Genomic DNA, 12924 nt, shown 5'->3' on the forward strand with positions numbered 1-12924 from the left:
TTTTGACGTTCCCGCTGTTTTTCATGGGGCTATGCATTGAGGAGAGAGGCTAAATGCAATAGCTTTTGCCGTCGATATACTAAAAGTTATATGCGGGTATGAACGCAGACAGAGGCAGAAACAGTAGGGGGCTGTGATGAACAATCAGGATGTTGCTACTGTTGCAGCCATTATAAATGCTTTCGGCGAGAGTCACTTTGGCAAGCAGCTTGATCACCTGATTGTCGGTATCGTTGATTTTGATATGAGCTGCATTTTTGCATTCCGCTTTAACGGCGAGCCGCAGTTGATCCATGACGGTTACAGCGCCACTGTTTCCCGTAAAGCACTGAGTTCCTATATGCGCGGCGGCTATCTGCTCGACCCGTTTTACGTCGCATGCATCAGCGGCCATGAGGCGGGGCTATGGCGCATGGATGAGCTGGCACCGGATAGTTTCTTCAGTTCCGAATTTGTTATATCGCATGATATTCACCCCTGCGTTTCATCTGAGGCCGGAGTGCTGATAGAAGAGATCGGTTTTGTGGTGCCGTTGGAAGAGGGGGTTAGCGCTACTTATTCTCTGATGCGTAATCAGGGCAAACTGCCCTTCAGTAATGCGGAGATTTTGGCACTGCAAATGACTGAGCCACTGGTGCAGGCGGCATTGCAAACCCATTGGAAACAGGTGAAACCAGCCGGATTTGTGCCGGTGATAGCCGGTGATGATGATGTTGAAACTATGTTTCTGAGTGTATTTACCGATCAGCTGACCGGTACGCAGCGTAATGTTGCACGCATGATTTTACGCGGGCACAGCAATATTTCTATTGCCAATATTCTGGGCATAACCGAGGGAACGGCCAAGCTGCATCGCTCGAATATTTATAAGCGCCTGTCGATCACCAGCCAGACCGAACTGTTTCAGCTATTTATCAATTATCTCTCACATCAATGAGAACCATCGCTCCGGATGTCTGCGGAGCGATGATCTGCTCATCTCCGGATCAGAGGTCTTTAATGGCATTGATACGGTCAATGCCGCCGACAACCGGTGCAAACTCTTCCCAGACAACCTTCGCTCCCGACTGCCATTTGTCATAGTCTTCCGGCTGGAGCACCTGCGCGCCATGCTCTTTGGCCTTAGCTATCGCTGCGCTTTCATCATCAACAATCAGCTGGTTGAAATAGCTTGTGGCCTCAACGGATGCTTCCTGCAGAACCTGTTGCTGCTCGGCGTTCAAACCGTTCCAGAACGGTGCAGAGAAGTAGACGACACCTGATGCCCAGATATGGCTGGTTTCAGTCACAAACGGCACCACCTCATAGAGCTTGAAACTTGCATAGGCGGATTTTGTCAGATCCATCGCATCAGCAACGCCGGTTTCCAGCGCATTATAGGTTTCCGTAATCGGAATGCCCACCGGTGTTGCACCGAAATTACCCCATAATTTGGTGTGCAGCGGGCTTTGAATAACGCGGATGCGCTTGCCTTTTAGCTGCTCAGGCTTGGTTACGGCTTCTTTGGTCAGGAGATGACGGGCACCATAATTGATAAAGCCGGTGGCAATGAAGTTCTGTGCTTTCAGCTTTTCTTTCAGATCATTGCCGGTGTCACCTTGCACCGCTTTCAGCACATGCTGCGCATCTCTGAACAGGAACGGAAGATCGAGGATTTGCACCTCCGGCACCCAGCCGGACAAAGCGGAGACGGTGGAAAGACTGGCCTGAACCGAGCCAAGGCGAATACCTTCTGCCACTTCTTTCTCACCGCCCAAAGCGCTGTCTTTGACGATGTTGAAACGGAATTGCCCCGGCAGTTTTGCTTCCACCAAATCACGGATTTTCAACCAGATTTTGGTTTCCGGCTTATCATCGCCAAACAGCGAGGCCACGGTGATAGATGTTTTGGCCTGTGCGGTGCGGATGAGGGCTGGCATGGCAAGGGCAGTAGCGGTGCCGAGCGTGGCAGTACGCAGAAAATGACGGCGGTTAAGCGTAATCATAGCGGGAAAATCCTTATGAGAGCAGGTCAGATGAGCAGTGCCCATGCGCCGAGAATGACGAGAGAAAACAGAAGAGCGATGAAATAGGGTGTCATGGCTTTGAAGAGAGCGGTGGCGGGAAGACGGGTCACACCACTGACCACAAAGACCAGCATGCCGACAGGCGGGGTCAGTCCTCCGATCATCAGATTGACGACCAGAATGACGCCGAACATTACCGGATCAATACCTGCTGCCACTGCAATCGGCAGAAAGATCGGGCCGAACAGCAAAATGGCAGCGCCAATATCAAGCACGAGGCCGACAACCAGCAGCACGAGATTGATGATCAGCAAAATGACAATCGGATTGGCACCGAAGCTGCTGACCAGATCGGAAATTGTGCCGGAAATATCATCCACCGCCAACAGGAAGGCAAACGGGCTGGCCGTGCCGATCAGTAAGCCGATGGCGGAGGCTTCTTTGCCGGATTGTTTGAAGATATCATAGAGCGAAGCAGCTCCGACTTTGCCGATAACGGCCATAATCAGCGTGTAGAGCGCAGCAATGGCTGCGGCTTCTGTGGTGGTGACAACGCCCATACGGATGCCGACGACCACGATAATACCAAGACCAAAGGCCGGTATTGCTCCGATAGCCGATTGCAAACGTTCCTGCCTGCTGGCACGCGGTTGAGCCACCTGCTCACGCACGGTCAGGTGAATGGCAACCGCAAGGCAGATTGCCATAATAGCACCGGCGAAAAACCCACCGACAAGTAGAGCGCCGACCGAAAGATTGGTTGCTGCCGCCAGAATAAGAAAGGCGATAGACGGCGGAATAACATTATCCAGCACGGATGAGGCCGCGATGATTGCTCCTGCCTGTGCAGGCGGATAGCCACGCTTGACGAGTTCCGGCTGAAAGGTTGCAGCGCCAAAAGCGGCATTGGCAACGGAGGAACCGGAAGCACCGGAAAACAGCACACTGGTCAGCAATGTGGTTTGCGCCAAACCTGCACGGCGATGCCCGACCAGTGACGAGGCAAATTGCACGATTTTCTGAGCAATGCCAGCAGCTGTGAGCAGGCTTCCCGCCAGCAGAAAGAACGGAATAGCCAGCAGCAGAAATTTGGAAACACCGGTCACAGTAGAGGAGACAACTGCCGGTTCCGGCAAGGTGCTGCCAAAAGCAATGGCAATATAGGCCGCGGCCAGAAATGCATGGGGCAAGGGGGCTGCAACCAGCAGTCCAGCCAGCGCAATCAGACCCAGCACAATGCTCGGGCTCAGACTAATGTCAAAATGAACATGACTGACGCTGATATAAAGGATGGTGGCCAGCGCACCGGCAATCAGCAGATCAGGCCATTTATTTTCAGTGATACGTTGCAGCCCCAGCACCACTATAATGAAAAAGCCGCCAAGTCCGAGAAAACCGAAGCGTATCCATTCCGGCAGACCGAGCGTTGGCGAAATACCGCCAAGCAGTGCAGCAATCCGTGCACTGCCGAAGCTGAGGATAAGCCCGCTTATCAGTGTGAAAATATCAGCAATGATAGCCGCCGCACGCTGGCCGGATGGCGAGAGCCGCGACGTGACAAGGTCAAGCCGCATGGCCAGCGCAGAATTGATTGCCAATGGCGCACCAAATGCAATCAGAGCGACATAGAGCCATGTCGCCAGCTCTTCAGAGCCGAGAAGACCGGTATTGAAGCCGTAGCGCAGCACAACCGTTGTCAGCACAATCAATAGCAGTGCAGCCAGCAATGTGGCGCAGATTGCCCCCAGCATGGCCTCAATACCTGCCAGCAATGCTCTGGCAAGTGACTGAGCCGGTGTGGCTGCAACTGCGGGATAGGTCTTCACTGTGCTCATCGTCAGGCCGTGGTCAGCTTGGAGAGGTCGCGGTCAAACAGCGTTGACCATGTGTAGTTCTTTGCTTGCTTCACTTCGGTCGAAACATCAAGACGTGGCAGCACAGTTTCTCCGAAACGATAGGCTTCTTCCAGCAATGGCATGCCTGAGAGGATGAAAGTTTCCACACCCGCTTCACGATAAGCTTCCAGCGTGCGGATCACCGTATCCGGTGAGCCGACGATAGCGGTGCCAGGCCCCGGACGCACAAGGCCGATGCCTGCCCAGAGGTTCGGAGCTACTTCCAGATCACGTAAGTTTTCAGGTTTAACACCGCCATGCAACGCACTCATGCGTTTTTGACCAACGGAATCCGTGTTGGAAACAAAACGCTGATTGGCTGCAATGGATGCGGCATCCATCTGGGCATAGAGGTCATTCGCGGCCTCCCATGCTTTGGCGTCGGTATCACGCACAATCACATAAAGCCGGATACCATATTGCATGGTACGACCGAACTGCTTGGCGCGTTCTTTGACCTTGGCGATCTTCGCACCGATCTGCTCCGGTGTTTCGCCCCATGACAGGTAGGTGTCGGTATGTTTGGCGGAAACATCGAGCGCTTTATCGGAAGAACCACCGAACCAGAGCGGCGGCGGAGCAATCGTGTCCCCCACCGGCAATGCCAGTTTGGCACCGGTTGTGGTGAAATATTTGCCCTGATAATCCACACTCTCACCAGCAAACAGCTTGTGCCAGATGGTCAGATATTCATCGGCCATGTCATAGCGTTCATCATGGGGAATATTCATGCCATAGGCGCCGAGCATTTTGGCATCGCCTGATACCACATTGACCAGCAAACGGCCTTTGGAAAACTCCTGAAAGCTCGCAGCCATTTTGGCAAGCAGAGTTGGTGCAACCAGACCCGGATGGATGGCCACGAGAAATTTCAGGCGCTCCGTATAGGGCAGCAGCGAATTGGCAAGCCCCCACACATCATGTGCGCCGGTGGCAAAAAGTGCGCCTGTATAGCCCAGTTGGTCATAGGCCATTGCCAGTTGTTTGTAATAGCCAAGATCAACAGTGCGGGAGCCTTCCGGCTTCCACGGATAGGCACCATCAGGCGCGCACATATACCAAAAAATATTCATGTCATTGTCCGTATTCAGAATGCGGTTGTTTAAAAGGAAGCAGCTTGCGGATAAATGCGCGCAAGGTGCTCAAAATGTCCGTGACGATGCAGAACCTCTGCTTCGGTCTGTTGTTCGGTGAGAATGATTTCATCCGCGGGGATCACGGTAAAATCGCGAGAGGCGATAACCTTCTCCCAGCCTTGCAGATTGGTTTCCGTTGCGCCGCTCTCGACCAGCCTGCGCGCCGCTTGATGCGGATCAGCGGTGATTTCACGGCCGATACGTGCCAGTTCCTGTGCAATTTTCAGACGCGTATCTGCGCTCAGGCTTGCCGTTTCAACGGTCCAGAACAGAGAGCGGTTGGGAATAGTGGAGCCGCAGCGCGAGAGCAGGCGGATATCATCGCGCTCAAGTGCATTTTCCAGCCGTGGCGCCATAGCAATCCACGCATCCACACGACCGTCGAGCAAGGCGGGCAAAGCATCATTGACCTCAGGTTCTATGCGCTCAATATCGGTGAGGCTGAGTTGTGCATCTTCAAGATTGCGTGCGAGATAATAGGTTTGGAAAGAACCGTCCACCAGTCCGATACGGCGACCCTTAAGATCAGACGTGGATTTGATCGGGCTGTCGGTGCGCACCAGAATTGCGCCATTGGCAGGGCGTGGGGCGGAGGCGGCGATATAATTGACAGGCAGCCCGTCCAGAGCAGCGGTGATCGGTGGTGTTGAGCCGGTGCCGCCAAAATCGATCTTGCCCTCGGTGATCAGTCTGCCGGTGTCGCGCCCTTCGCGATAGGCAACAAACTCACCATCCAGAGCGGCAAAAGCATCAGGCCAGACCTGTGCGATGCGCAGATGCAGATTGCTGGGATGAACACCGATTTTCATAAACTGCCCTTTCAGATGACAAGCAGACACCGATACGTTTCAGCCTGTTAAACTCAGGAACAATTTACTTTTTTATAAAATGAAAGCCAAAGTGACCTGTTCTAATTTTAGGAGGTTTTTTAATGGATTATTCTAGTTTTTAGTGCGGGTGCAGGTCATAATTTTTAACGCATGATTTTATAACATATTGATTAATATCAATTATCAATATATTTTTTTATATAATGATTGTGCATTGGCTATATGGGGAGTTTTGATGACCAAGCCGGTTGCATCCAGATTATGTCGCTCTGTGACGACTGCGAGTGAATTGCTGAAGCTGATTGCCAATGCAAACCGGCTGGCGCTGGTCTGCTATCTGATGGAGCAGGAAGCGCAGGTGGGCGAGCTTGAAGCGGAACTGCGTATTCCCCAGCCCAGCTTGTCGCAGCAGTTGAGTATTCTGCGCGAGGCGGGTGCTATTGCCTGCAGGCGGGAAGGCAAGAACATGATCTATAGTGTGGCGGATCCGCGTATTGAGCAGATTGTTTTGCGCCTGCGGGAGATTTTTAGCGGGCTGGAGGATGTGACCGGCCGCAATGTTGCAAACCGTGTGAAGTCCGATTTGATGCCCGATTTGATGTTTGACTGATATGATTGACCTTTACACATGGATAACACCGAACGGTCTGAAAGCCTCTATCGCGCTGGAGGAATTCGGTTTGCCCTATCAGGCACATGCGATCGACCTGACGAAAGGCGAGCAGTTCTCGGAAGGTTTTCGCAAGATCAGTGCCGGTTCCAAAATCCCAGCGATTGTCGATCATTCAAATGGGCTGACACTGCTGGAATCCGGTGCGATCCTGACCTATCTCGCGGAGAAGACCGGAAGGTTTCTGCCAGCCTCAGGCGCTGAGCGCTATGCGGTGCTGGAGTGGGTGTTCTGGCAGGTTGGCGGACTGGGGCCAACTCTGGGGCATGCGCATTATTTTCTGACCTATCATCCGGACGCGGCACCGGCAGCCTCCGCGCTGTTTGCCCATGAAACCAAGCGGCTTTACGAGAAGCTGGAGCAGCATCTCAACGGCAAAGACTATCTGGCAGGAGATTATTCCATCGCCGATATGTCTGTCTGGCCGTGGGTATCGCGTTTTGAACGGCATAAAATCAATCTCAATGATTATCCCTCCGTCCGGCGCTGGTATCTGCAAATCGCGCAGCGTGAAGCCGTGCAGCGTGGCTATCGCGTGCCGGTTTTTACGGGGGAGATTCCTTTGCCGCCCCCGCTGACACATGAAAATTCTGAAAGTTTTGAGGAAAGACTATGACTGCGCCCCGCATAACCGGATTTTCCGGCAACCTGACCAGCCCGTCCAAAACCCGCGGCTTTGTTGAACATATTGCCGGACAGGCGGCTTTGTCACTTGGCGGTGTTTCATCCGTCTATGATATTGCCGATCTGGGCGCGTCGTTCCCTGCTGCACGCTGGCCGTCACAACTCGACAAGCAGGCCTCAGATATTGTTGATGAAATTGCAGCGGCCGATCTGCTGGTTGTCGGAACACCGACCTATAAAGGCAGCTATACAGGGTTGTTTAAACATTTCTTCGATCTGCTTGATCCGAAATTACTGCGTGGCAAACCGGTCATTCTGGCTGCAACCGGCGGCGGTGACCGTCATTCGCTGATCGTTGAGCATCAGCTGCGCCCGCTCTTCGGTTTCTTCGAAGCTTTCGCACTGCCAACGGCGATTTATGTTTCAGACCGTGATTTTACAGATGGAAAACTGAACAATCCGCTGATTGAGAGCCGTATCGCACAGGCTGTTTCTGAAGCGGTGCGCACTGTATCCGGCCATAGTTTTAGCCGGAGAACAGGGCAAATGGCTGCTGAGTAATTTTTTGTTATTATGATTTTCCTTGTCAGGCTGCTGCACTGGCTGGGACGGGCAAAATATCAAGGTTGATGACACGCGGATTGAGTGTGCTCTGCATGTCCGCGTGAGCAATGATAATAATCGCACTTTGAGGCAGGTGCTCACGCAGCAGGTGCAGCAAATGGTTTTCCGTCTGTTTATCAAGAGAGCAGGTTGCCTCGTCCAGAAACAACCAGTCGGGTTTTTGCACGAATGCCCGGGCAAGCGACAAGCGTTGCAACTCGCCGCCTGACAGATTGGCAACCATGTGCGGTGGGGCCTGTGTGTCTGGCTCGGGTGACTTAGTGTGACCGTTACCAAGCCCGACAGCCGCCAGTGCCTCATCAAGATCAGTTTGTGCAAAATCAGTCACCGGATGCGGATAGCTGATTGCCGTATAAAGATCAGTCTGGGGGAAATAAGGTTTCTGCGGCAGGAAGAGTGCATTTTTTAAACCGGCATTGATGGTGCCGGAGCCATGTGGCCAGAACCCTGCGAGGGCACGATAAAAAGTCGATTTCCCGAAGCCTGACGGTGCCCGTAGCCAGATGGTCTCTCCTTTTTTGATAGAGAGCTTACCGAGCTGCAACAATAACTGTCCGTTGGGGGTCGTCAGCTGTAAATCTTCAATATGTAATGTTTCATCTGAATTGGCTGAATGATTTATCCCGGAACGATATTGTGCTGCATGTTGTGCGGCATTGAGAAATACATCAAGACGACCTGCTGTTGCTGCCAGATCGGCGAGGCGTTTATAGTAGAAAACAAACCATGAGAGGGTGGTGGCCACACTGCTGAATGCACCTGCAACCTGCATTAAACCACCCAGCGTTACACTTTTAGCCAGATAAGCGGGCAGTGCTACAAACATCGGAATGCGCAAAATTGTGAACTGATAGGGCGTGGTAAAGCAGCCCAACCAGAATTCACGGATAATCAGGTTCCGCCAGTTGGCGCGCACATTGTCAAAGCGGCGGTCGAGCAAATCGCGCTCCGCATTCTCACCGCGCAGCAAGGCGACTTCTTCTGTTGATTGGCGCAAGCGTGCCAGTGAAAAACGAAAATCCGCTTCACGTTTTTGCTGGGCTTCAAACAGCTTTTTCATTGGCTTGCCAAGGCTGTAGGTTAGTATTGTTGAGAGACCAACATAGATGAAAACTGCCCACACCATGTAGCGCGGAATAGTGATGTCGAAGCCGAACAGTGAGAAACTCAAGGCAAAAGTTGAGAGACCCCACAATAAAACGAGATAGGAAAACAGGCCGGCAACACGGCCGATCAAATCAATCCCCTCGCTTAAAAAGCCACGTACAAATAACTTGCAATCATCTGCAATGCGCTGGTCGGGGTTATCAACCTCGCGGAGATATTCGCCTTGCGTCAGATGCCAATAGGCTTTGTTGGTAAACCACAGATCGAGGGCTTTACCGGTGAGCACCTCGCGCCAGCGGATTTCCAGCACTTTCTGGTAATAGCTGCCGATCAGGCTGCGGGCTGAGTTGCAGCTGACGATGAGTGCAAAAATACCGATCTGGCTGATAACGGCCGCACTGTCGATTTTTTCCAGAGCATTATAAAAATCAGCTGTCCAGCTTATCATGCGGATGCTGAAATAAATGCCAGCCAGATCCAGTGCGATGATCAGTGCCAGCAGAAAGCCACTCAATTTGGCACCTTCACCTGAAAGACAAAGACGGGAAAGCCGGTAAATCTGCCTGAAAATATGCATTCGGATGCGCCTGAATAATGGTCATATATGTCAATTACTGCCAGCGGTAAAAGCTCTGGCGGTAGCCGGAAGACGCGCTTCATGGTTCGCAACCAGTCTGCACAACATAAATATGATTAAAATACTCATATTTAATCTGGCGATAATCCACATGTGACATTCTGTCAAGCGGGAATGCTTGAGGTTACAGCACGCTCCGGTTTTTAAAGGACATAAAAAAATGTGGCCGCGAAAATCGCAGCCACATTCATGATTTCAAATTGTATCCGTAACTTACGGAGTTACGTCAAAACCAAACCATTTTTCAGACAGCTTTTTGATTGTGCCGTCTGCTTTTGCAGCTTCAATCGCTTCGCTGAACTTCTTCTGCAGCTCTGGTTCGTTCTTGCGCAGGCCAACGGCAACGCCGCGACCCAGAACGCCGCCTTTGAAGTAAGGGCCGGTCAGAACCATATCTTCATTGCCCGGCTTTTTCGCAGCATCGGCCAGATAGGCCAGTGACGCTACAACCATATCAACGCGGCCGGACTTCAGATCCAGATCGTGCTGTTCAGTTGTCTTATATTCGCGGATATCTGCTGACTCTTTGAAATAGGTGTTGAGCAGGGTCAGGCCGAGCGAAGCGGTCTGTACGCCAACAGTGCGGCCTTCGATTGAAGTCGAAAATTCGCCGATGGCTTTCTTCGTAGCTTCATCTTCATTGGCAAGGAACAGAGTTTCGCCGGTATGTGGTAGTTTCGCATACGGGCTGTCTTTCAGCGTAGCGAAAGTCTGTGGTGTCAGGCCGTAGGAAACCGAGAAATCAATGGTTTCTTCACGCTTTGCAGTGGCGGTCAGACCAGCCATGATCGCATCGAATTTACCGGCGTTGAGAGCAGGGATCATGCTGTCAAATGGTGTTGCAACAAGCGTGCATTCCACTTTCATATGATCGCAGAGATACTTGCTCAGCTCGATTTCGTAGCCATCGAGTGTGCCGTCCGGCTTGGTGAAGTTATATGGACGGTAAGCACCTTCAGTTGCGATGGTTACTTTTGTCCATTTCTTTTCTTCAGCCTGTGCAGTGACGCTGGCCGATACGGCGCCGAGCAGCATTGCAGAAGCAAGAAGCGATTTGGTGATAAGGCTGATTTTCATAGAAGCACCCTGTTAGATGATTGTTTTAGTTCGATCAGGCCGCATTTTCGTGGCTGATGAATTTGCGGAAACGCTCGGATTTGGAATTGGTGAAGACATCGGCTGGTGCGCCGTCTTCCTCAACCTGACCCTGATGCACAAAGATAACGCGGTTGGATACGTCACGGGCAAAACCCATTTCGTGGGTCACGACCAGCATTGTACGGCCTTCTTCAGCAAGTCCGCGCATCACGCGCAGAACTTCACCTACCAACTCCGGATCAAGCGCGGAAGTCGGTTCGTCAAACAGCATCACTTTCGGCTTCATCGCCAGCGCGCGGGCAATCGCTGCACGCTGCTGCTGACCACCTGACAGATGCGACGGATAGTAATTGCGCTTATCGGCAATACCAACTTTTGCCAGCAATGCTTCGGCCTCTTCTGTGGCTTCAGCGCGGTTACGCCCCTGCACATAGATAGGCGCTTCGATCACATTTTCCAGAATGGTTTTGTGTGACCAAAGATTGAAGCTCTGGAATACCATGCCGAGTTCCGAGCGGATGCGCGAGACCTGTTTCTTGTCGGTCGGGTAGCTTTCGCCTTTGGAATTCTGCGCCATCTTGATGGTTTCACCGGAAATGGTGACCGTACCGGATGTCGGCGTTTCCAGAAGGTTGATACAGCGCAGCAGTGTGGATTTACCCGAGCCGGAAGAGCCGAGAATGGAGATCACTTCGCCTTCGCGGGCTTCGAGTGAAATACCTTTGAGCACTTCGACCTGACCGAAATTCTTGCGCAGGTTTTCGACTTTCAGCGCGACCGGTGCGGATGCGGATACTGTGTTGCTCACGATGCTTTTCCTTCCGTAGGAATATTGGCCGGTACGCTGACAGGAACAGGCTGGCGCAGATAAGGCGTCAGGCGGTATTCAGCTAGCAGCAGAAGACGGGTCAGAATGAAGTTGATGGCCAGATAAATCGCACCGGCGACAATGAAAACTTCAATGGCGCGGTAGCTCTCGGCAATCAGCTTGGCAGCAATACCGGTGACTTCCATCAGCGTAATGATCGAGGCCAGCGAGGTGGCTTTGACCATAGAGATCATTTCATTGCCGTAAGCCGGCAATGCCTGACGAATAGCCAATGGCATTGTAATGCGGCGGAAGGTGGTGAAACGTGACATGCCGGAAGCTTTGGCAGCTTCAATCTGGCCATGAGGCACGGATAGCAGGCCGCCACGAATAATCTCACCGGCATAGGCGGCAGTATTCATGGTCAGCGCGATAACCGCACACCAGTATGGCTCACGCAGGATCGGCCACAGGAAAGAGTGGCGGACTGCTGGAAACTGGCTGAGGCCGTAATAGATGATGAAAATCTGTACCAGCAGCGGTGTGCCGCGGAAGACAAACACATAAATACGCGCAATCCAGTCCAACACAAAATTGCCGGACAGGCGCATCATGGCGATGACCAGAGCAAGACAGGCGCCCAATGCAATGGCAGTCGCTGCCAGTTTCAGGGTCAGCGGCAGACCCGCCAGCATGGCGACGAAAGATTCAGCGAAGAATTCAAAACTCATTGTGCTCTCCTCACACCGCGGGAGAAATAGCGCTCAGCGGACTGCAGAATGCCGCCTGAAACAGACGAAATCAGCAGATAGAGAGCACCGGCGATCAGGAAGAAGTTGAATGGTAGACCGGTTGAACCGGCACCGATCTGAGCCTGACGCAGCAGTTCCACAACGCCGGTCACGGAAACCAGAGCGGATTCTTTCAACGATACCTGCCACACATTGCCAAGTCCCGGCAGCGCATGACGCAGCGACAGAGGCGCAATGATACGGCGGAACTTCATCCAGCGGCCCATGCCGCAAGCGGTTGCCGCTTCCAACTCACCTTTAGCAACGGCTTTGAACGCACCACGAAAAACTTCCGTGTGATGCGCGCCGCAGGAAATGGCGATGGCCAGCATACCGGCGAGGAAACCCGGAAAGCCGAGAAAACCTTCAGCGCCGAACAGTTTGCCGATTGCAGTGATTGCCGCGCTGCCGCCGAAATAAAACAGATAGATGATCAGCAGGTCAGGAATGCCGCGGATGATGGTTGTATAGCCGTCCGCGATGGTACGGGTAACCCGTCCGCCTGAGATTTTAGCCCAGGCACCGAATACGCCGATAACAGCGCCGAGCAGAAAGCCGGTCACAGCAAGGGCAACACTCATCAATGCGCCGGTGAGCAGAACGTGCCCCCAGCCATCTGGCCCGAAGCTGAGGATTTCAAAAAAGCTGAGTTGCTTCATAATGCCCTTGGCCGGTTAGAGATAAAGAAGAAAGTCATA

13 protein-coding genes are annotated in these 12924 nt (G+C 52.5%); 4 read left to right on the plus strand and 9 right to left on the minus strand.

Going from position 1 to position 12924, the window contains the following annotated elements:
* Positions 1-136: 136 nt before the first annotated feature.
* Positions 137-937, plus strand: coding sequence for a helix-turn-helix transcriptional regulator (locus P8H26_RS15750; protein WP_289634153.1), 801 nt, complete (start codon positions 137-139; stop codon positions 935-937).
* A 49-nt stretch (positions 938-986) separates the two neighbouring features.
* Here the strand turns inward: P8H26_RS15750 and P8H26_RS15755 are convergent, their stop codons facing one another.
* The 4 genes from P8H26_RS15755 to P8H26_RS15770 are packed head-to-tail and all read right to left on the minus strand — an operon-like array spanning position 987 to position 5846.
* Complete coding sequence (locus P8H26_RS15755) at positions 987-1985, minus strand: TRAP transporter substrate-binding protein (RefSeq protein WP_289634155.1); 999 nt, start codon at positions 1983-1985, stop codon at positions 987-989.
* Positions 1986-2011: 26 nt separating this feature from the next.
* Positions 2012-3841 carry a TRAP transporter large permease subunit gene (locus P8H26_RS15760; protein WP_289634157.1) on the minus strand — a complete coding sequence of 610 codons (1830 nt, stop codon included), beginning with the start codon at positions 3839-3841 and terminating at the stop codon, positions 2012-2014.
* A 2-nt stretch (positions 3842-3843) separates the two neighbouring features.
* Positions 3844-4974, minus strand: a complete 1131-nt coding sequence (locus P8H26_RS15765; protein ID WP_289634158.1) for an LLM class flavin-dependent oxidoreductase — start codon at positions 4972-4974, stop codon at positions 3844-3846.
* Positions 4975-5003: 29 nt separating this feature from the next.
* Positions 5004-5846 carry an ABC transporter substrate-binding protein gene (locus P8H26_RS15770; protein WP_289634160.1) on the minus strand — a complete coding sequence of 281 codons (843 nt, stop codon included), beginning with the start codon at positions 5844-5846 and terminating at the stop codon, positions 5004-5006.
* 256 nt (positions 5847-6102) lie between these two features.
* On the opposite strand from P8H26_RS15770, the gene P8H26_RS15775 reads away from it, so the two are divergent.
* Genes P8H26_RS15775 through msuE form a run of 3 tightly spaced genes read left to right on the plus strand, consistent with a single transcriptional unit; the run spans position 6103 to position 7722 of the window.
* Complete coding sequence (locus tag P8H26_RS15775) at positions 6103-6477, plus strand: helix-turn-helix transcriptional regulator (protein WP_289634162.1); 375 nt, start codon at positions 6103-6105, stop codon at positions 6475-6477.
* Position 6478: 1 nt separating this feature from the next.
* The gene (locus P8H26_RS15780) at positions 6479-7153 is read left to right on the plus strand and encodes a glutathione S-transferase family protein (protein ID WP_289634163.1); all 675 of its coding nucleotides are present in this window, start codon (positions 6479-6481) and stop codon (positions 7151-7153) included.
* On the plus strand, positions 7150-7722 hold the full coding sequence (gene msuE / locus P8H26_RS15785; RefSeq protein ID WP_289634164.1) for an FMN reductase: 573 nt from the start codon (positions 7150-7152) through the stop codon (positions 7720-7722). Before P8H26_RS15780 ends, msuE begins: the two co-directional genes overlap by 4 nt.
* Positions 7723-7747: 25 nt before the next feature.
* Here msuE and P8H26_RS15790 read toward each other — a convergent pair whose 3' ends face one another.
* The 5 genes from P8H26_RS15790 to P8H26_RS15810 all read right to left on the minus strand — a co-directional run bounded on the left by P8H26_RS15790 (position 7748) and on the right by P8H26_RS15810 (position 12885).
* Positions 7748-9469 carry an ABC transporter ATP-binding protein/permease gene (locus P8H26_RS15790; RefSeq protein ID WP_289634165.1) on the minus strand — a complete coding sequence of 574 codons (1722 nt, stop codon included), beginning with the start codon at positions 9467-9469 and terminating at the stop codon, positions 7748-7750.
* A gap of 273 nt (positions 9470-9742) precedes the next feature.
* Positions 9743-10606 carry a transporter substrate-binding domain-containing protein gene (locus tag P8H26_RS15795; protein WP_289634166.1) on the minus strand — a complete coding sequence of 288 codons (864 nt, stop codon included), beginning with the start codon at positions 10604-10606 and terminating at the stop codon, positions 9743-9745.
* Between the two features lie 34 nt (positions 10607-10640).
* Positions 10641-11435 (minus strand): ABC transporter ATP-binding protein, encoded by a 795-nt coding sequence (locus tag P8H26_RS15800; protein WP_289634167.1) that lies wholly within the window; start codon positions 11433-11435, stop codon positions 10641-10643.
* Positions 11432-12166 carry an ABC transporter permease gene (locus P8H26_RS15805; protein WP_289634168.1) on the minus strand — a complete coding sequence of 245 codons (735 nt, stop codon included), beginning with the start codon at positions 12164-12166 and terminating at the stop codon, positions 11432-11434. The genes P8H26_RS15800 and P8H26_RS15805 overlap by 4 nt, the downstream gene beginning before the upstream one ends.
* Positions 12163-12885, minus strand: coding sequence for an ABC transporter permease (locus tag P8H26_RS15810; protein WP_121993910.1), 723 nt, complete (start codon positions 12883-12885; stop codon positions 12163-12165). The genes P8H26_RS15805 and P8H26_RS15810 overlap by 4 nt, the downstream gene beginning before the upstream one ends.
* Positions 12886-12924: the final 39 nt, after the last annotated feature.

This window comes from Pseudochrobactrum sp. sp1633, from assembly GCF_030376605.1.
Taxonomy (GTDB): domain Bacteria; phylum Pseudomonadota; class Alphaproteobacteria; order Rhizobiales; family Rhizobiaceae; genus Pseudochrobactrum.